This window comes from Reyranella sp. CPCC 100927 (assembly GCF_007859315.1).
GTDB lineage: Bacteria > Pseudomonadota > Alphaproteobacteria > Reyranellales > Reyranellaceae > Vineibacter.
Genome location: NZ_VOHA01000014.1, coordinates 95058 through 112667, shown reverse-complemented (window position 1 = coordinate 112667; position 17610 = coordinate 95058). Strand labels below are relative to the sequence as shown.

21 protein-coding genes are annotated in these 17610 nt (G+C 67.3%); 10 read left to right on the top strand and 11 right to left on the bottom strand.

The genetic code is table 11. The annotated features are described in order from the left end of the window. Positions 1-6: 6 nt before the first annotated feature. The 4 genes from FQU96_RS28805 to FQU96_RS28790 are packed head-to-tail and all read right to left on the bottom strand — an operon-like array spanning position 7 to position 2993. A complete protein-coding gene (locus FQU96_RS28805) occupies positions 7-324 on the bottom strand; it encodes an NIPSNAP family protein (protein WP_146544830.1) in 318 nt (105 codons plus the stop codon). Between the two features lie 53 nt (positions 325-377). Then, positions 378-1328, bottom strand: coding sequence for a tripartite tricarboxylate transporter substrate binding protein (locus FQU96_RS28800; RefSeq protein ID WP_146544829.1), 951 nt, complete (start codon positions 1326-1328; stop codon positions 378-380). 26 nt (positions 1329-1354) lie between these two features. Beyond that, a complete protein-coding gene (locus FQU96_RS28795) occupies positions 1355-2251 on the bottom strand; it encodes an SMP-30/gluconolactonase/LRE family protein (RefSeq protein ID WP_146544828.1) in 897 nt (298 codons plus the stop codon). A gap of 13 nt (positions 2252-2264) precedes the next feature. After that, positions 2265-2993, bottom strand: a complete 729-nt coding sequence (locus tag FQU96_RS28790; RefSeq protein WP_146544827.1) for an RraA family protein — start codon at positions 2991-2993, stop codon at positions 2265-2267. A gap of 128 nt (positions 2994-3121) precedes the next feature. On the opposite strand from FQU96_RS28790, the gene FQU96_RS28785 reads away from it, so the two are divergent. From FQU96_RS28785 to FQU96_RS28765, 5 genes are all read left to right on the top strand, one after another. Continuing rightward, complete coding sequence (locus FQU96_RS28785) at positions 3122-3652, top strand: MarR family winged helix-turn-helix transcriptional regulator (protein ID WP_146544826.1); 531 nt, start codon at positions 3122-3124, stop codon at positions 3650-3652. A 181-nt stretch (positions 3653-3833) separates the two neighbouring features. Further along, positions 3834-4061, top strand: coding sequence for a hypothetical protein (locus FQU96_RS28780; protein ID WP_146544825.1), 228 nt, complete (start codon positions 3834-3836; stop codon positions 4059-4061). A 227-nt stretch (positions 4062-4288) separates the two neighbouring features. Continuing rightward, entirely contained in the window at positions 4289-4969 is a 681-nt protein-coding gene (locus FQU96_RS28775) for a hypothetical protein (protein ID WP_146544824.1), read from the top strand. An 80-nt stretch (positions 4970-5049) separates the two neighbouring features. After that, a complete protein-coding gene (locus FQU96_RS28770) occupies positions 5050-5301 on the top strand; it encodes a type II toxin-antitoxin system Phd/YefM family antitoxin (RefSeq protein WP_146544823.1) in 252 nt (83 codons plus the stop codon). Then, positions 5291-5701: a type II toxin-antitoxin system VapC family toxin gene (locus tag FQU96_RS28765; RefSeq protein WP_146544822.1), complete on the top strand. Its 411-nt coding sequence runs from the start codon at positions 5291-5293 to the stop codon at positions 5699-5701. Before FQU96_RS28770 ends, FQU96_RS28765 begins: the two co-directional genes overlap by 11 nt. Positions 5702-5729: 28 nt before the next feature. Here the strand turns inward: FQU96_RS28765 and FQU96_RS28760 are convergent, their stop codons facing one another. Together FQU96_RS28760 and FQU96_RS28755 are read right to left on the bottom strand one after the other, a co-directional pair. Continuing rightward, entirely contained in the window at positions 5730-6782 is a 1053-nt protein-coding gene (locus FQU96_RS28760; RefSeq protein ID WP_146544821.1) for an aspartate-semialdehyde dehydrogenase, read from the bottom strand. Between the two features lie 230 nt (positions 6783-7012). Next, positions 7013-7813 carry an SDR family NAD(P)-dependent oxidoreductase gene (locus FQU96_RS28755; RefSeq protein WP_146544820.1) on the bottom strand — a complete coding sequence of 267 codons (801 nt, stop codon included), beginning with the start codon at positions 7811-7813 and terminating at the stop codon, positions 7013-7015. A 258-nt stretch (positions 7814-8071) separates the two neighbouring features. Between FQU96_RS28755 and FQU96_RS28750 the strand changes: the two genes are divergently transcribed. Both FQU96_RS28750 and FQU96_RS28745 read left to right on the top strand, forming a co-directional pair. After that, positions 8072-8323 (top strand): hypothetical protein, encoded by a 252-nt coding sequence (locus FQU96_RS28750; protein WP_146544819.1) that lies wholly within the window; start codon positions 8072-8074, stop codon positions 8321-8323. A gap of 30 nt (positions 8324-8353) precedes the next feature. Next, complete coding sequence (locus FQU96_RS28745) at positions 8354-8608, top strand: hypothetical protein (protein WP_146544818.1); 255 nt, start codon at positions 8354-8356, stop codon at positions 8606-8608. Between the two features lie 36 nt (positions 8609-8644). Here the strand turns inward: FQU96_RS28745 and FQU96_RS28740 are convergent, their stop codons facing one another. After that, positions 8645-9487, bottom strand: a complete 843-nt coding sequence (locus tag FQU96_RS28740) for an LLM class F420-dependent oxidoreductase (RefSeq protein ID WP_146544817.1) — start codon at positions 9485-9487, stop codon at positions 8645-8647. Between the two features lie 118 nt (positions 9488-9605). Further along, positions 9606-10595: a hydroxyacid dehydrogenase gene (locus FQU96_RS28735; protein ID WP_146544816.1), complete on the bottom strand. Its 990-nt coding sequence runs from the start codon at positions 10593-10595 to the stop codon at positions 9606-9608. Between the two features lie 205 nt (positions 10596-10800). On the opposite strand from FQU96_RS28735, the gene FQU96_RS28730 reads away from it, so the two are divergent. Both FQU96_RS28730 and FQU96_RS28725 read left to right on the top strand, forming a co-directional pair. Then, positions 10801-11208 carry a nuclear transport factor 2 family protein gene (locus FQU96_RS28730; protein ID WP_146544815.1) on the top strand — a complete coding sequence of 136 codons (408 nt, stop codon included), beginning with the start codon at positions 10801-10803 and terminating at the stop codon, positions 11206-11208. Positions 11209-11345: 137 nt separating this feature from the next. After that, entirely contained in the window at positions 11346-12965 is a 1620-nt protein-coding gene (locus FQU96_RS28725; RefSeq protein ID WP_146544814.1) for a thiamine pyrophosphate-dependent enzyme, read from the top strand. Between the two features lie 195 nt (positions 12966-13160). Here the strand turns inward: FQU96_RS28725 and FQU96_RS28720 are convergent, their stop codons facing one another. Next, the gene (locus FQU96_RS28720) at positions 13161-14168 is read right to left on the bottom strand and encodes a tripartite tricarboxylate transporter substrate binding protein (protein WP_146544813.1); all 1008 of its coding nucleotides are present in this window, start codon (positions 14166-14168) and stop codon (positions 13161-13163) included. Between the two features lie 202 nt (positions 14169-14370). Here FQU96_RS28720 and FQU96_RS28715 point away from each other — a divergent pair, with 202 nt between their 5' ends. After that, positions 14371-15024 (top strand): hypothetical protein, encoded by a 654-nt coding sequence (locus tag FQU96_RS28715; RefSeq protein WP_146544812.1) that lies wholly within the window; start codon positions 14371-14373, stop codon positions 15022-15024. A gap of 34 nt (positions 15025-15058) precedes the next feature. Here FQU96_RS28715 and FQU96_RS28710 read toward each other — a convergent pair whose 3' ends face one another. Continuing rightward, on the bottom strand, positions 15059-15928 hold the full coding sequence (locus FQU96_RS28710; protein WP_146544811.1) for a hypothetical protein: 870 nt from the start codon (positions 15926-15928) through the stop codon (positions 15059-15061). A 71-nt stretch (positions 15929-15999) separates the two neighbouring features. Then, the gene (locus FQU96_RS28705) at positions 16000-17592 is read right to left on the bottom strand and encodes an ABC transporter substrate-binding protein (protein ID WP_146544810.1); all 1593 of its coding nucleotides are present in this window, start codon (positions 17590-17592) and stop codon (positions 16000-16002) included. Positions 17593-17610: the final 18 nt, after the last annotated feature.

The window sequence follows — 17610 nt, the reverse complement described above, 5'->3', positions numbered from 1 at the left end:
AGCGCCTCAGACGTAGTTGGGGCAGAACGGTGCGCCCACCATCACCTTGACGTCCTGGGCCACGAACGTCCCGCGGTTGCGCTTCTTGAAGGCCGTCCAGTCGGGATCGGACTCCATCGCGGCACGGCGACGCTCGCGGTCGGCGAGGCTGTCATAGACCCAGATGTGCACGACTTGGTTGAGAGGGCCGATCTCGCTCACGAAAAAGCCCAGCAGCCGGCCGAGATGCTTCTGCTGTACCGGCAGGCCATGCGCTTCATAGCGCGCGAGATAGTCCTCCATCTGCCCGTGGGCCACGGTGTAGGTACGATGTTCAAAGATCATCGGCGGGCCTCGGTGGTTGTTCACTTCTCCCCGCACAGGCAGGGAGAAGGGGGTCACTCCGTGCGGATGTTGGCGTCGCGCAACCAGGGGATCCAGCGCTCGAAGTCGGCGTCCAGGCGGGCCTGGAAGCCCGCCGTATCCCTGGGGTTGCTGAATCCGGCGTCGACCAGGCGCTTGGCGACCTCGGGCTGCTGCACGACCTTGGCCAGCGCCGCGGCGATCTGCTGGCGCAGCGCAGGCGGTGTTCCTGCCGGCACCAGCACGCCATACCAGTTGGTGAGCTGCAATTCCGGCATGCCGGCTTCCGGCGCCGTAGGAATCTCGGGCAGCAGCGGCGCGCGCTTGGTGTCGAAGATCACGATGCCCTTGATGCGGCCTTCGGCGATGTAGGGTTTCAGCACCGGCACGTCGGCGTTGACCAGGTCGATCGTGCCGGCCACCAGATCGAGCAGCGCCGGCCCGGCGCCCCGGTAGGGCACGTGCACCAGAGGCGTCTTGATGGTCTTGGCATAGAGCTCGGCCGCGACATGCATGGTGCCGCCAACGCCGGTGGAGCCGTAGTTGAGCTTGCCGCTGCGCGCCTTGGCGGTGAGTTCGGCGAGATTGCTCACGCCCAGGTCGGCGCGCACCGCCAGCATGCTCTGCACCTCGCCCAGCAGGAAGACCGGTGCCAGGTCCTTGCGCGGATCGTACGGCAGCTTGGGCGTGGTGCCGGCGCTCAGCACCAGCGACGAGGTGGTGAGCAGCAGCGTAAGACCATCGGCCGGCGCCTTGGCCACCACGTTGGCACCGATGGTGCCGCCGGCGCCGCCACGGTTATCGACGACCACCGACTTGCCCAGCGCCTCGCTGAGTCCGGGCGCCACAACGCGCGCGATCAGGTCGGCCGGTCCACCGGCCGCGAAGGGCACGATCATCTTCACGGTCTCGGGCGCGGCGTGAGCGGCAGAGCTCCACAGTCCGACGGCCAGTAGCAGGGCAATAGCCCGATATGGTTTACGCAAGACCCCCTCCTTCGATTGTTTGGCTATCACCCGCCGAAGCGGGGTTCGGGCAGGCCGCGCACGCCGACGTCGAGCGTCAGCAGCGCGCCGGCCAGCGGCTCGCGCGCCAGCTGCTCGGGCGGCAGGCGCTGCGAGTGGCTGGTGATGTAGAGCGTGCGCAAGCCTTCGCCGCCGAACGCCGGGCAGGTCGGGTTGGTGACCGGCAGCTGGATGATGCGATCGACACGCCCGTCGGGGGCCAGCCGGATCAGCTGGCCGCTGGCAACCATGCAGTTCCAGACGAAGCCGTCGGCGTCGACCGTGGCGCCATCGGGCCGGCCGATCTGGTGCGTCCAGTCCTTGAAGACGCGCCGGTTAGCGATCGCACCGGCCTCGATGTCATAGTCGAAGGACCAGATGACCTGGTTGTGGGTGTCGGCGAAGTACATGGTGCGATCATCCGGGCTCCAGCAGATCGCGTTGGGCAGCACGAAACCGTCGAGCATCGCCGTGCAACGCCCATCGGGATCGACGCGATAGAGCACGCCCGTCTGCGTGCGATCGGTGTCATGCATGCTGCCGACCCAGAAGCGGCCACGGCGATCGCACTTGCCGTCGTTGAGCCGCATGCCGCGCACGCCGCCGATCGGATCGGCGATACGCTGCGGCGGTTGGCTGCCGGCGGGATCGTAGATGTAGATGCCGGTGGCCGCGGCCAGCAGCAGGCCACCCTTTTCACAGAGCGCGATCGAGCCGCTGACGATGTCCGGGTGCATGCGCAGCGCCTGGTGACGCCCCGTGGCGGGATCGTAGGACTGGATCGCCGGACGGCGCACGTCGGTCCACCACAGGCGGCGCGTGCGGCTGCACCACAGCGGCACCTCGCCCAGAATGTCGGCGCCCTGCACGGCGCAGCGCACCGCGACATCGGTCTCGACGGACATCGGCTTTACTCCACTACTTGTATCGGGTCGCGGCCAGCGTCGCGAGATCGACGCCGGCGGCGATGTCGGCCTTCTGGCGCGTGTCGCCCTGGTCGATCTTTTCGGCCTCGGCGAGTACGGCCTCGGCCTGTGCGCAGGGCACGAAGACGATTCCGGCCTCGTCGGCCACCACCAGGTCGCCGGCATCGACCGCGATGCCGGCGATACGCACACGGCCGTTGATCTCGACCGTCTCCAGCCGCCACTTGCCGGTGACGGGCGTCACACCGCGGGCCCAGATCGGAAAGTCGCGCTCGCGCGATGCGCCGGGGTCGCGGAAGGAACCGTCGATCACGGCACCGGCGCAGCCGGCGCGATGCGCCACCGTCGCCGACTGGCCGCCCATGTTGGAAATGCCGACCAGGCCCTCGATGACCACGACGTCGCCCGGCTCGGCCTGATTATAGGCCTCATGCTCGCCCATCCGGCCCTTGCCGCCGGCCGCCGCGCGGGTGGCGCTGTCGCCGCGCTCGACATTGCGCACGGTGACGGCCTGGCCGACGATCCGCTTGCCCGGCAACGTGGGGGCCAGCGTCGAGGCCGGCACGGCACCGAACAGGCCGAGATTGTCCATGGCATCCGACACCGCCCCGGTCAGATCGTCGAGACGAGCGTAACGCTGCAGCACCTCGGCCGGCAGGCGCGGCAGGGTGGTACGGCGAATGGCGTCGGGCGGCACGCGGCCGGTCAGGGGCTTGGTCATGCAAGGACGCCGGTGTTGCGGGTGTTGTCAATATCAACACGGTGTTGTTGTTGTCAACATGGGCGAGAGCGACTATCGCTGTCCTCGTCCATCCCCCAGGGGATGCTGAATCGGAACCAGAGGGGCGCATGGCACGGGCGACGTCGGCAGCAAAGGCAGAAGACATTCCGCCGACGACGATCCGCGAACTGCTCTCCTATCGCGTCGGCCGCACCGCCAACGCGATGTCGCACAGCGCCGCGCTGCGCTTCCAGCGCTTCAACGTGACCCTGCAGGAATGGCGCACCTTGGCGCTGCTGGCGGCGGACGCACCGCAGTCGCTCAACCGCCTGGCGCGCTCGGCCGGTCTCGACAAGGCGCAGATGAGTCGCGCGGTGTCGTCGCTGGTGAAGCGTGGCCTGGTGATCCGCAAGCCCTCGCCCGCCGGCGGCCGCGCCGTCGATCTCACATTGAGCCGGCGCGGCGCGGCGTTGTACCGCGACCTGATGGCGGATGCCCAGGAGCGTGACGATGCCTTCCGAGCCTGCCTCAGCCCGGAAGAGAGCCGGATATTCGAGGCGGCGCTGCGCAAGCTCTATACGGTCGGCCGGGCGCTGTCCCAGGCCGCGGCGGCGGGCATGGCCGCGACCGGCCCCAGGGGCAGACGGGTGCGGGAGTAATTTCGGCTTCGGCTTGGCCGATACGATCAACAAGCCGACCCCTGCGTCATCTCTGTGACAGCCGTGGCACCGGGAACACCGGATCGCGGGAAGCCGTTGCGTTGCTGAACTGGGATCGCCGACGAACACGCGCTGGGCAGGTTCTCGCCCGCGTGCCAACCGGCCTGAACTGGAGGACTCGATGCGGCTCAAGACTCTTCTCGCCGTCGCTTCGGCATGCATGCTTCTCGGCGCGTGCTCCTACAAGGAAGAGAAAAGAGTGGTCACGCCCGATCCGGCGGCGGCGACAACGCCACGAACGGTGGTAACCCCTGCGCCGGCCAGCGCCAGCGACACCTGCGTCAGCCGGGGTTACCGATCCGGCACTGCGGCCTACGACGACTGCGTCACCCGACTGTCGCGCCCATAGCATAGCGCAGCGGCGCCACGTACACGCTGCCATCCTCGAGGATGGCAGCGTTGCTTTGCCGGTGCGATGGCCCAACCGTCGTCGCCCCCTTCCCGCTGTCGCGCTCCCGACTCCGTGACCGCCCTGGCCCTTATCGGCCCGCATGATCCAGGTTAACGTACTTGGCCTCGCCACGATCGGGGCGAAACAGGAAGGCCCGATAAGCGGGCTCTGGGGGAGATGACGTCATGGAAGGCAAGAAACGTTTCGCGCTGCCCACGCTCGCGGTACTGGCGCCGCTGGCGTTCGCCAGTGAGGCTATGGCGCAACAGCAACCGCCGCAGTTTCCCGACATGAGCTTCTTCATCACCAGCGCGGGCGGCCCCAAGGGCGCCGACTATGGCGGGCTGTCGGGCGCCGATGCGCATTGCCAGGCGCTGGCGGCCAAGGCCGGCGCCGGCGCCAAGACGTGGCGCGCCTATCTCAGTGCCCAGGCTACGGGCGGCGCGACGGCGGTCAACGCGCGCGACCGCATCGGCAAGGGCCCGTGGTTCAACGCTGCCGGCACGCGCATCGCCACCGACGTCGCTGACCTGCATTCAGCCCACAACCGCATCGACACGGAAAATGGCTTGGCCGAGACTGGCCGGCGCATTCCCAGCCGGCTGTTCGTGGTCAACCAACACGACATCCTGACCGGCTCGCTGGAAGACGGCACGGCACCACCGGCCGACAAGGACATGACCTGCGGCAACTGGACCAAGAGCGGCGAGGGCACCGCCATGGTCGGCCATCACGACCGCATGGGCCTGCGCGACGACGCACCCTCGAAGTCATGGAACGCTTCGCACCCGTCACGCGGCTGCAGCGCCGACGCGCTCAAGAGTTCGGGCGGCGCCGGATTGCTGTACTGCTTCGCGGCGAACTGAGGCCCACGGCCGAAGCGGCTTGCCTTCGTGACCCGACATGACTATGTATTGTGTACAACTGGTCATATCGGATGGACATCATGGGAAAGGTGATCGGAGCGGCCGAGTTCAAGGCGGCATGCCTGCGTATCATTGACCAGATGAACCAGGATCGTGAGCCCGTCACGATCACCAAGCGGGGCAAGCCGGTTGCCGTGCTGATGCCTGTCAGGGAACCGGCCAGGCGGCGCAGCATTATCGGCGCCATGCGCGGCTCGGTGCTGCGCTTCGACGATCCGTTCACCCCGGCGGTCGGTCCGACGGCATGGAATGCCAATCACGATGCTGATTGACACGCACGTGCTGATCTGGGCGGTTCAGGACGACGCTCGGCTCGGCAAACGCGCCCGGCGGGCGATCGATGCGGCCGCCGATGCCGACGCTCTCCACGTGTCGGCTATTACGGCCTGGGAAGTCGCCATGCTGGCGCACAAGGGACGAGTGACCCTTGGGAAGGAAGCAGGGGCATGGATCGACGAGGCATTGGGGTTGCCCGGCATGCGTCTGACGCCCCTGCTGCCGTCAATCGCAGTGGATAGTGTCCGGCTTCCTGGCGATGCACTCAAGGACCCCGCGGACAGGATCATCATCGCCTCTGCGCGGCATGTCGGCGTGCCCCTGCTGACCGCAGACAAGGTGATCTTGCGCTACGGCGACGCGGGTTACGTCGCTGTACAGGACGCGAGCAGATAGCGCGCCCTGTACCGCGACGGGGGCGATTTTACGCGACAACCTGTTGCGCGCAGAGCACCTCGGCGATCTGCACGGCGTTGAGCGCGGCGCCCTTGCGCAGGTTGTCGCCGGTGACGAACAGCGCCAGGCCGTGTTCGACCGTGGGGTCGCGCCTGATGCGGCCGACGAACACCTCGTCGCGGCCGGTCGCTTCCAGCGGGTTGGGCACGTCGCTCAGCACCACGCCCGGTGCCTGGCGCAGCAGCGCCAGCGCATCATCGACCGACAGCGGCCGATCGAACTGCGCGTTGATCGACAGGGAATGGCCCGTGTACACCGGCACCCGCACGCAGGTGCCCGACACCGGCAGGTCGGGGATGTCGAGAATCTTGCGGCTCTCGTCGCGCAGCTTGACCTCCTCCTCGCTGTAGCCGTCCTCGACGAGGCGGTAGTTCAGCGGCACCACGTTGTAGGCAAGCGGTACCGCCCACTTCTTCGGCGCCGGGAAGTCGACGGCACCGCCGTCGCGCGCCAGCACGCCGGGCGTGGCGCCGACGCTGCGCATCTGCACCTCCAGTTCCTGGACACCGGCCACGCCGGCTCCCGACGCTGCCTGATAGGTGCTGACCACCAGGCGGCGCAGGCCGGCGGCCCGGTGCAGCGGCTGCAGCACCGGCATGGCGGCCATGGCCGTGCAGTTGGGATTGGCCACGATGCCCTTGGAGATGCGTCCCAGCGCGTGCGGGTTGACCTCGGAGACCACCAGCGGCACATCCGGATCGCCGCGCCAGGCCGACGAGTTGTCGATGACGATGGCACCCGCGGCGGCGACAAGCGGCGCCAGCCTCAGCGACGTCGCGCCACCGGCGGAAAAGAAGACGATGTCGAGACCGGCGTAGTCGGCCGCCGCGGCGTCCTCGACGACGATGTCGCGATCCTTCCATTGCAGGCGCTTGCCGGCCGAGCGGGCGGAGGCAAAAAGGCGCAGCGACGCGATCGGAAAGTCGCGCTCGGCCAGGATGGACCGCATGAGCTCGCCGACGAGCCCGGTGGCACCGACAATTCCAACCCGCTTCAAGCCGGGTTGCTGATCTAGAGGCATGGACGCTTCTCCTGAAGTGAGCCGGAGACGGGCGTCCCTGAACGACAAAGGCCCCGTCCGATCGGCGGGGCCTGGAAAGGTTCAATCGCAGCTGGCGTCTAGCGCGCGCAAACCTCCGTACCCCCACCCGAGGTGGTGGTTTTGGTGGTGGTGGTTTTGGCGGCGAAACGCGACATGCGCGGGATCCTTAGTCGAGCCCGACGATTTTGTAAAGGTGCCCGGCGGGCATCTCAGTTCGCCGTCATGCCGCCGTCGATTACCAATTCGCTGCCGGTCACCCACGACGCCTCGTCCGAGGCCAAGTACAGGCAGCCGGCGGCGATGTCGTAGGGCGTGCCGAAGCGGCCCAACGGCGTCACCTCCAGGCGCTTGCGGGCGACGTCGGGGTTGGAGTGGCCCGGCGCCGTCATCGGCGTGTCGACGAAACCCGGGTGCACCGAGTTCACGCGGATGCGGTCGGGCGCGTACTGGATGGCGGCGGCCTTGGAGAAGATGCGCACGGCGCCTTTCGAGGCATGGTAGGCCGCGTTGGCGTGCGAGCCGACGATGCCGCAGATCGACGAGATGTTGATGATCGAGCCGCCGCCCGCGCGCTGCATCGCCGGAATCACCGCCTTGGTGCCGAGGAAGACGCCGGTGGCGTTGATCGCCATCACCTGGTTCCACTGCTCCAGGGTCTGCTCGGCCAGGCGCGGCCCGGCCGTGTGGCTGGTCTGGATGTTGAGCTTGGGATCGCGGCCGGAGATGCCGGCGATGTTGCACAGGATGTCGACGCGGCCATAGGCCCGCTCGGCCTGGGCGGCGATCTCGGCCCAGCGCGCCTCGTCGCTCACGTCCTGCAGTGCGAACGATGCCGTGCCCTTGTCCAGGACGATCGCGTTCACGACGGCGTTGCCCAGCACCTCGTTCATGTCGGTCAGCAGCACCGAGGCGCCGTGGCGCGCGAAAAGCCGCGCCGTCTCGGCGCCGATGCCCGAGGCGGCGCCCGTCACGACCGCCACCTTGCCCGTCAAGCGTCCTGGATGCTGCATATGTCCGGATCCTCCCGTGGTCACCAGTCACCACTCTAGGCCACCCGCCGCCGCACCGGCTTGCATTCGGCGCACGTTGCTATCGACCACAAGCATGGCCTGCGGCGGCAACGCCGCGCCGCAGGCCCGGGACGCACGGCCGACGATACAGACGATACACAAAAGGCCGGCCGCGACACGGCCACGACGCGGACGCGCGGTACCTTGCGGACATCGAAAACGCCCCCCGGGGTCGGACACCAGCCGATGGAGGCTCACATGGACCGCACGCTGCTCGCCGCCACCCTGACCGTATCCGCCGTCGTGAGCTTCGCCCCCTGCGCCGTATCGGCCATGCCGGTCCTGCCCCTGCCGGTGGTATCGGCGATCACGCTGCCCGCCAACCGGCTGCCAGAGGACTTTCTCGACCTCGACCTGGCCGATGTCTCCGACATCGTCGACGCCGATCACATGGCAAGCGAGGCGGTCGTCATCCTCCTGAGCGAGGGCATGGCACTGCTTGCCGGCTGACCCCCTACGACACCCTTCCCGGAGACGGCCATGACGACTTCACCCTGCGGGCACCTGCTCTCGTGCGACGACATGGCCCTGCCCCGCGAGCGCTTCCGCGAACGGCTCGTCGAGATCGTCAACCGAACGCTGAGCCTGCCGCAGGTCATCGACCCCGCGGCTTTCGACGGCCTGCTGGAGACACCCGATGACTGGCGCCTGGCGGACTACGTCGACGTGATCCTGGCCGCCTACGGCACGACCTTGGACAGCCAGTCGATGCCCTCGGGCATCGAGATCACGTGACGCACACCGCAACCGCAGTCGCCGCGCCGCCCTCCGCTACAGCGCACGCATGAGAGCGGCACACTCGTCGAGCAGCGGCAGGACCTTGTCGCGCGCCTGCGCCGGCACCATGAACACGGCGCGATCGACGCCGGCATCGCGGTGGCGTTTCAGCACGTCGAGATCCCGCGCCAGGCCGAACAGCGTGAGCGGCACGGCGGCCGTATCGCGGCCCGCCTCGGCCGCCATCTGGCGGAAACGCGGCAGCACCTCCAGCGGGTCCTCGCCGCGACCGCCGATCGGCATCCAGCCGTCGCCGTAGGCGATGGCGCGGCGGGCGCCGTGCGGGAAGCTGCCGCCGACGATGATCGGCGGGTGCGGCTTCTGTACCGGCTTGGGCCACTGCATCATCTCGTCGAAGCGCACGAACTCGCCCTCGAACTTGGGCTTGGAGCGGGCCCAGATCTCCTTCATCGCCGCCACACGCTCGCGCATCAGCTTGAAGCGTGTCTCGAAGGCGGTGCCGTGGTCGGCCATCTCCTCGGCGTTCCAGCCGCCGCCGATGCCGAACAGCAGGCGGCCGTTGGACAGGCGGTCGACGGTCGAGACCTCCTTGGCGGTGTGGATGGGATCGCGCTGCACCACCAGGCAGATGCCGGTGCCCAGCTTGATGGTCTTGGTAACCACCGCCGCGGCGCCCAACGCCACGAAGGGATCATAGGTGTCGTAGTAGTGCTTGGGCAGCTCGGCGCCGCCGGGCCATGGCGACTTGCGGCTGGTAGGGATGTGGCTGTGTTCGGGGAACCACAGCGATTCGAAACCGCGATTCTCGACTTCGACGGCCAGCTCCTGCGGCTGGATCGCGTAGTCGGTGGGAAACATCGTGATGCCGATCTGCATGGGGCGCACTCCTTGGCTGGGTCGGCCGTCATTTCGAGCGCAGCGCGGAAATCTCCGCGAAGAGAAACTCCATGCGCAGGAGAGTCCTCGCTGCGCATGGAATGACAATGTGTAACGTCTAGCCCAGCACTTCCTTGTTGATGACGTTGTCGCGGTTGGGCTTGCCGTCCAACACGCTCAGCATGTTCAGCGCCGTGGCCTCGGCCATGCGCATGACCGCCTCGGTGGTGACGCCGGCCATGTGCGGCGAGCTCACGAAGTTGGGCAGGGTCAGCAACGGGTTGTCCTTGGGCGTCGGCTCCTGCTCGAAGACGTCGAGCCCGGCCGCCGCCAGCTTGCCGCCGGTCAGCGCCGCATGCAGCGCCTTCTCCACGATGATGCCGCCGCGCGCGGTCGACACCAGGATCGCCGACGGCTTCATCGCCGCCAACTGCCGGGCATCGATCATGCCCACCGTCTCCGGCGTCTTGGGGCAGTGGATGGTGATGAAATCGGCGCGCGGCAGGGCCGCATCGAGATCGGTGACCGGCTCACAGCCGGCCGCCCGTATGGCGTCGGCCTTCACATAGGGATCGTAGACCAGCACCGGCATCTCCATCGCCAGCGCACGTTTTGCCGTGCGCGTGCCGATGCGGCCGAAGCCCACGATCAGCAGGGTCTTGCCCAGCAGGTCGGCCGGCAACTGCACCATGCGGTCGCCCCAGCGGCTTTCCTGCACCATGGTGTGGAAGTGCACGGCGCGCTTGGCCAGGTTCATCATCATGAAGATGGCGTGCTCGGCCACCGAGGCCGAGTTGGCGGTGCCGGCCACCATCAACGGGATCTTCTTGGCGGTGAGCGCCGGCACGTCGACGGCGTCGTAGCCGACGCCGATACGGGCCACGACCTGCAGACCCTTGGCGGCGTCGCGCTCGGCCGGCCCGAACGGCGTGCCGCCCAGCGCGACGCCGTTGACCTCGCCCAGATCGCGCAGCCGGGCCTGGAAATCGGCTGCGCGCATGGTGCCGGGGAAGGTCGCGACCTCGATATCATCGCGCCGCTTCAGCACGTCCAGCCCCGCCATGCCGAAAATATCCGGCACCAGCAGCCGCTTCTTGTTCGTTGCCATGACGACTCCCTCTGAAGAACGGCGCGCATCATCGACCAGACGGCGGCGGCTGCAAACGGCGCGCCGCGCATGGCCACCATACCGGAGCCGCGCTCGGGCGGCACCGCGGCCGGCACGGGCCCTTTTTCACCTGCATGCCACGGTTGCAACGATGATATGCTGCACACGGTGCGGGACACCGCATCCATAAACAGGGAGACAACGCATGGACAATCTCAGCCGGCTGCAGCACGCCTATCGTGCCTGGAACGACTGCAAGGCGCAGTGCTTCGACATGTGGACCGAGCTCTTCGCCGATCGTTGCGACCTGCGGTCGGCAGCCGCCGGCCGCAGCGGCGCCGAATGGACGGAAAGCCGGATGTCCAAGGATGGTGTGATCGACTACCTGAAGGGTCTCACGGCACAGTTCGACATGATCCACTACACCATGGACCAGTACACGTGCCGCGGTGACACCATCGTCGCGATGGGAACCATGGGGTGGCGCAACAAGGCGACCGACAAGGTTGTCGAGATGTGGAAAATCGATGTCTGGCAGTTCGCGGACGAGAAAGCCGTCGCCTTCCACGAATACTACGATACTCGGGCGCTGCTGGAGTCGACGACACACTGAATCCTGGCCATTCCGAGCGGCCCGCCGTTCCCGCGCGGCGCTCGGAATGGCACGGCTGCCCTGCCCCGGCGACACTTCTGGCGGGGCGCACCGGCATGCCAAGATCGCGGCGCGGATACAACCACACAGGACGCGCGATGCCTCGCATGACCGGCGGCGACGCCATTGTCGATTCACTGCTGCGCCATCGCATCGATACGATCTTCGGATTGCCGGGCGTGCAGATGTACGGCCTGTTCGACGCCTTCGCGCGCAATGCCAACCGGCTGCGGGTGATCAATGCGCGGCATGAGCAGACCACCGCCTACATGGCGCTGGGTTATGCGCAATCGACCGGCAAGCCGTCGGCGTTCACGGTGGTGCCCGGTCCCGGCGTGATGAACACCATGGGCGCGCTGACGACAGCCTGGGGGCTCAACGCGCCGGTGATGTGCATCACGGGTCAGGTCCCCAGCGCCATGATCGGCCGTGGACGCGGCCAGCTGCACGAGATGCCCGACCAGCTGGCGACACTGAAAACGCTACTGAAATTCGCCGAGCGCATCGAGCATCCCACCGAGGCGCCGCAGGTGATGGCGCGCGCCTTCCAGGCCATGGTGTCGGGCCGGCCCGGGCCGGTTGCCGTTGAGATGCCGTGGGACATGTTCTCGGCCAGCGCCGAGGTGACGCCGGTCGAGCCGCTGGGCGCCCACGCCAACCCGCAGCCCGACCCCGAGAAGATCGCGGCGCTGGCGCGGCTGATCAACGGCGCCCGGGCACCGATGATCTGGGTCGGCGGCGGTGCTGCCGGCGCCGGACCCGAGATCCTGACCCTGGCCGAGAAGATCGGCGCGCCGGTGGTGGCGTTCCGCACCGGCAAGGGCGTGGTCGACTCCCGCCATGAGCTGTCGCTGGGCACGGTCGCGGGTTTCCAGCTGTGGGACAAGACCGACCTGCTGATCGGCATCGGCACGCGCCTGGATGTGCCCATCGCGCGCTGGGCGCCGGCGCCGGCCGGGCTGAAGGTGGCGCGCATCGACATCGATCCGATCGAGCATCGCCGACTGGCGGTCGATGTCGCGATCGTCGCCGACGCAGCCGACGGCGCCCGCGCGCTGGCCGATGCCGTCGCGCACCGTACCGATCCGGCGTGGCGTGCCGCGGTGGCCGACGCCAAGGCAACGGGGCTGGCAGCGGTGCAGAAGGCGCAGCCGCAATATGGCTACATCGATGCCATCCGCGCGGTGCTGCCGAACGACGGCATCGTGGTCGACGAGGTGACCCAGCTGGGCTACATCGCCTGGTACGGCTATCCGGTGCACCGTCCGCGTGGCCTGATCAGTTCGGGCTTCTCCGGCACCCTGGGCTACGGCTTCCCGACCGCGCTGGGCGTGAAGGTGGCGCATCCCGACCGTCCCGTGGTGTCGATCACCGGCGACGGCGGCTTCCTGTTCGGCGGTTCGGACCTGGCCACCGCGATGCAGTTCGGCATCAATTTGGTGACGGTGGTGGTGAACAACAGTTCGTACGGCAACGTGCTGCGCGACCAGCAGCGGCTGTACGACGGCCGCCATGCCGGTGCCGTGCTCAGCAACCCCGACTTCGTCGCCTACGCCCGCTCTTTCGGTGCCGCGGCCTGGCGGGTGGAGACAGCCGACGCGCTGCGCAGCACCCTGCGCGAGGCGCTCGCCGCCAACACGCCGGCCGTGATCGAGGTGGTGTCCGACATCACCAAGGACTACCCGCCCTACGAGTTCCACCAGCCGCGCCGCCGGTGAGCACGGCCCGCATACCACGGGTTTCTTTGCTGGCTGTATCTGTAGGACAGGATGCCGCTTGTGACGGGCCGGACCGCGCCGCTGGAGCGGCGCGGTCCCAGCCGTCGCCAGCGCTGTCTTCACTGGCCGAACCCCGGAGGTCCTCGCTTCTCTCAAGACGACGGCAACAATGTATCCACTCCTCTGGGGAGGGACTCAATCCACTTTGGCGCCGGAGGCCTTGATGATGGGGGCGAAGCGCTTTTCGTCCAGGGCGCGAAAGGCTTCGGTGTCGGCGCGGCTCATCCAGGTGCGCGTGGCGCCCTGCTTGTCGAACGCCTCCTTCACCGACGGGCTCTCCAGCGCCTTGCGGCACAGTGCCGAGAGCCGCTCGATCATCGCCGGCGGCACACCCGCGGGCGCACAGATGCCGCCCCACGACGTGATCTCGAAGCCGGGCAGCAGTTCCGCCATCGCCGGCAGGTCGGGCACGGCGGGATGGCGTTCCTTGGAGGTCACAGCGAAGCCCTTCACTTTGCCGCCGCGCATCAGGCCGAGGGGACCCGGGATGTTGTCGAACATCATGTCGACCTGGCCTGCCAGCAGGTCCTGGTGCGCCGGCGCGCTGCCGCGATAGGGCACGTGCAGCAGGTTGACCTGGGCGAGCTGCTTGAAAAGCTCGCCGGTCAGATGCGGCGTGGTGCCCGAGCCCGACGAAGCGAAGGAGTACTTGCCGGGATTGGCTTTCACCGTCGCGATCAGCTCGGCCAGGGTGTTCGCCGGAAAATCGAGCCGCGTCATCAGCATGTTGGGTACCGACCACAGCATGGCGATGCCGGTGAAATCCTTGGCGGCATCGAACGGCAGCTTGGCATACAGGGTCGGCGCGATGGCGTGCGCGGCGACCGTGTAGAGGCCGATGGTGTAGCCGTCGGGCGCCGACCGCGCGATGGCCTCGGCGCCGATATTGCCGCCCGAGCCTGCCTTGTTCTCGACGATGAATTGCTGGCCGGTCAGTTCGGAGAGTGCCTGGCAGACGATGCGCGAGAGCGTGTCGGTGGGGCCGCCGGGCGGAAAGACGACGATGTAGCGCACTGGCTTGGTGGGCCACTCGTCGGCGGCCCGCGCCATGCCGGAGGCCAGCATCGGCGCCGCGAGCGCACTGCCGGCGGCCAACCGCAACGCGCGGCGGCGGGGTAGAGAAAGCGGATGAATCCTGATCATGTAACGTCCTCCCAGTCGCTTGTTTGTTGATCCTTCAGTGCCCCACGGCGGCGGCCGGCGCAAGGGCCGGCGGCACTGGGCTCCGTCTCATCCGATCGGATGATGATCGGTGTGCCCTCGCGACATAGCGTGCAGCCTGAGGGGCCGACGTCCCCTGCTTTGCGTCGATTGCCGCGTCAAGCACTGCAGGAGGAAGACCGTCATGTCCGACCGCGCCCTCGCGATGCGGGTCAACGCCCTCGTCGCCACCGCCCTCGCCAACACCGATTTCTCGTTCACGCTGGAGGAACGCGGCAGCAAGTGCCTGTTCCACCGCTACCTGCTGCATCACATCCGGCACCGCGTGGACACCGACGATGTCGGCGTGGTCGATGCGCCCCAGCGGCTGGAGAACAACGTCTCTGTCGCCGCCTACGATGCCGTCCACGACGTCGTCTACGTCAATGCCAGCAAGCTCGGTGACGCCGAAGCTCGTTTCACGCTGGCGCACGAGTACACCCACGCGGCCGTCGATATCCGCAAGTACGTCTTCACGCGGGCATCCAACGAAGGTGTCGCCTTCCTGGTGGAACGGCTGTGCCGTGGTTTCGGCACCCATATCGACCATGCCGCGCATCCCACGATCGGCAAGGATCCGCTGTCGATCAAACTCTATGACGCTGCCGAGGCGTTGATGATGTCCAAGAAGCTGGCGACCGACAAATCGGCCGTGATCTCGGCGGCGGAATTCAAGCCGCTGCGCGACGCCGTGATCGCCTTCTATTCGGCGACGCTGGGACCGCTGTTCCAGCCCGAACAAGTCATGGACTGGAACCTCGGAACGAAGTTCCCGTCCAACAAGTGGAAGGACTGGTGATCGCGACCGCGGTGTTTCCGCCGCGGCCGAGTCGCTACAGCGAAACGCCGAACAGCGCCTGCAGCCGCTGGCGGTCGATCCCCATCGCGCCGCGCCAGTTCGCCAGCGGCGGCACGATATCGGAGCGCGGCGCGCCCTTGGCGAGGGCCTGGGCGCGATGGACCTCGGCGCGCGAGACATGGCGGTCGAGCGACGGTGCGAGATCGGGGTTGGGCATCACGCCGGCCTCCGCCAGCGCCTGGAGAATGCCGTAGCGCTGATATTTATCGCTGCGCGGGATGACCTTGCGGCGGGCGATCTCCTTCTCGAGTGCGCCGGGCGTGATTTCCGGCGGCTGAGCGGCGATGATGGCGAGGAGATCGCGGAAGCGGCTGGTGTCCTCGGCCGTGGGCTTCGGCAGACCATGGCAGGCCGCCGCTTCGAGGTCTGGCAGATAGTGCTCCGGCAGCTCATTCCAGACCGATCCCAGGGCCAGGCGAACCAGCTTGTCGGCGACATCGATCTCGACCGGGTCGTCCAGACCGCAATCGGGCAGTGCCGGCGCTGACTCTTCCAGTGCCTGCGGCAAGTGGATGGCCCAGGCGTAAGAGATCAGCGTCTGGCGTCCGCGCGGGGCACTGCCGCCGACACCGGCGATGAAGCCCGCCGCCACATCATCGCGGCGCAGGGCCTGCGCGGCAGCGACCGCCCTGGTGATGAAGGCGCGGGCCGACAGCTGTTCGGTGTGCCGCGGCCGCCACCCTCTGCGATCGGCTTCGGCCAGTTCCGCCGGCGTCGGCGGGGTTGGATCACCGGTCATCGTGCCGGCGCGCGTGACGCGATAACCATAGCAACGCATCAGCAGCGCCAGATCGTCGCCGTCGGGAACGTTGCGCGGCGTACCGCCGGCTGCTTGCTGCGTCATGGCCGCCCCTCATCGTCGTCGGCGGCCACAGTCGCTGCAAAATGTGATCGAACCATGACGCGCCGCGTCGACTATTTGTCCATCCACACGTCCTCGAAGCGCCAGCCGTTATAGATGCTGTTGACCATGATGGTGACGCCCTTGACGTGCGGCTGCCAGCAGCCGGCGGCAACGCCGTGGAAGATGATCGGCCGGGCGATGTCCTCCTGCAGCCGTCGGTCGATGTCCCACACCATCTGCTGGCGCTTCTTGAAGTCGGTCTCGCGCGACTGGGCCTCGAACAGCTTGGTCATCTCGGCGTTGCAGTAGTTGTTGTAGTTGCGCAGCGAGCCGCAGGCATAGTTCTCGAACAGGTTCTGGTCGGGATCGTCGACGGCCGAGCCGGTCTGGTTCATCGCCACGGTATAGTTCTTGTTGAACACGCGGTTGTAGTAGACGGCGGTATCGATGACCTCGAGCTCGCCATCGATCCAGATGTGCTTGAGCTGGTCGATCAGGATCACCGCCGGATCGCGGAAGGTGGGGATGTTGCGGGTGCTGACCTTGATCTTCAGCCGCTTGTCGGCGCCATAGCCCACCTGCTTCATCAGCTCGCGCGCCTGCTCGCGGTTCTTGGCGACGTCTCCGTAGCTGACGATGGATTTGAGCATCTCGGGCGGCAGCCCCCAGACGCCTTCCGGTGGTGGCAGCAAGGTGCCCCCCATCTTGTCCAGGCCCTCGCTCAGGATGTCGATGAAAGCCTGGCGATCGAGCGCCAGCGCCATGGCGCGGCGAATGCGCGGATCGTCGAACGGCGGCACGTCGCGGTTGACGATGAGATTGGTGCTGACGCCCGTGGTGCGCATGGTGCATTGCGCGTGCGGTGCATCCTTGCGGATGTTGGCCAGCAGCGGCACGGTGACATCGGTTGGAAACGTCATGTCAAAGGCGCCGCTGATGAAGGCCAGCATGCGGGTCGAGCGGTTGGAGATGACGCTGTACTCGATGCCGTCGAGAAACGGGCGGCCCGGCTTCCAGTAGTCGCCGTTCTTGATCAGCTTGATGGCCTCGTTCGTGCGCAGTTCGACGAACTTGAACGGGCCCGTACCGATCGGCTTGCGCCGCATGTCCGCCGGCGAGACGTGGCAGGGATAGATCGGTGAATAGCCCGATGCCAGAAGCGCCAGCAGCGAGGGTTGTCGGTTTTTGACATGCACGGTGACGTCGAAGTCACCCTCGACCGTCACTTTCTCGACGTTGCCATACCAAGCCGATCGCGGGTTGCGCCGCAGCTTGGCTTCGCCGGTGCCGAGCAGCAGTTCGAACGTGCAGCGCACATCCTGGGCAGTGAACGGTTTGCCGTCGTGCCATTTCACGCCCTGCCGCAGCTTGAAGGCGAGCCTGGTGCCGTCCTCGTTCCAGGACCAGCTGGTGGCGAGATCGGGCACGATCGAGTCGAAGCTGTTGCGCGCCACCTTCTGGTCGTACATGACAAGATTGTTGAAGACCGCCATGAACGGCACTGCAACGGAGACGGTCGCCTCTTCGTGGATCGAGGGGCTGGGCGGCGAGTCCATGTGCTGGATCTTGAGAATCCCGCCGTATTTCTCAGCCCGGACGGTAGACATGGCCGCCAGGGAAGCCACCACAACCCAGAACGCCATGGACACGACGGAACGCGTCATTGCTTCCTCCCTCGATGT

Coding starts and splice junctions, on each gene's coding strand:
- FQU96_RS28805 (WP_146544830.1), bottom strand. CDS start 324: ATGATCTTTGAACATCGTACCTACACCGTGGCCCACGGGCAGATGGAG.
- FQU96_RS28795 (WP_146544828.1), bottom strand. CDS start 2,251: ATGTCCGTCGAGACCGATGTCGCGGTGCGCTGCGCCGTGCAGGGCGCC.
- FQU96_RS28790 (WP_146544827.1), bottom strand. CDS start 2,993: ATGACCAAGCCCCTGACCGGCCGCGTGCCGCCCGACGCCATTCGCCGT.
- FQU96_RS28785 (WP_146544826.1), top strand. CDS start 3,122: ATGGCACGGGCGACGTCGGCAGCAAAGGCAGAAGACATTCCGCCGACG.
- FQU96_RS28780 (WP_146544825.1), top strand. CDS start 3,834: ATGCGGCTCAAGACTCTTCTCGCCGTCGCTTCGGCATGCATGCTTCTC.
- FQU96_RS28775 (WP_146544824.1), top strand. CDS start 4,289: ATGGAAGGCAAGAAACGTTTCGCGCTGCCCACGCTCGCGGTACTGGCG.
- FQU96_RS28770 (WP_146544823.1), top strand. CDS start 5,050: ATGGGAAAGGTGATCGGAGCGGCCGAGTTCAAGGCGGCATGCCTGCGT.
- FQU96_RS28765 (WP_146544822.1), top strand. CDS start 5,291: ATGCTGATTGACACGCACGTGCTGATCTGGGCGGTTCAGGACGACGCT.
- FQU96_RS28760 (WP_146544821.1), bottom strand. CDS start 6,782: ATGCCTCTAGATCAGCAACCCGGCTTGAAGCGGGTTGGAATTGTCGGT.
- FQU96_RS28755 (WP_146544820.1), bottom strand. CDS start 7,813: ATGCAGCATCCAGGACGCTTGACGGGCAAGGTGGCGGTCGTGACGGGC.
- FQU96_RS28750 (WP_146544819.1), top strand. CDS start 8,072: ATGGACCGCACGCTGCTCGCCGCCACCCTGACCGTATCCGCCGTCGTG.
- FQU96_RS28745 (WP_146544818.1), top strand. CDS start 8,354: ATGACGACTTCACCCTGCGGGCACCTGCTCTCGTGCGACGACATGGCC.
- FQU96_RS28740 (WP_146544817.1), bottom strand. CDS start 9,487: ATGCAGATCGGCATCACGATGTTTCCCACCGACTACGCGATCCAGCCG.
- FQU96_RS28735 (WP_146544816.1), bottom strand. CDS start 10,595: ATGGCAACGAACAAGAAGCGGCTGCTGGTGCCGGATATTTTCGGCATG.
- FQU96_RS28730 (WP_146544815.1), top strand. CDS start 10,801: ATGGACAATCTCAGCCGGCTGCAGCACGCCTATCGTGCCTGGAACGAC.
- FQU96_RS28725 (WP_146544814.1), top strand. CDS start 11,346: ATGCCTCGCATGACCGGCGGCGACGCCATTGTCGATTCACTGCTGCGC.
- FQU96_RS28720 (WP_146544813.1), bottom strand. CDS start 14,168: ATGATCAGGATTCATCCGCTTTCTCTACCCCGCCGCCGCGCGTTGCGG.
- FQU96_RS28715 (WP_146544812.1), top strand. CDS start 14,371: ATGTCCGACCGCGCCCTCGCGATGCGGGTCAACGCCCTCGTCGCCACC.
- FQU96_RS28710 (WP_146544811.1), bottom strand. CDS start 15,928: ATGACGCAGCAAGCAGCCGGCGGTACGCCGCGCAACGTTCCCGACGGC.
- FQU96_RS28705 (WP_146544810.1), bottom strand. CDS start 17,592: ATGACGCGTTCCGTCGTGTCCATGGCGTTCTGGGTTGTGGTGGCTTCC.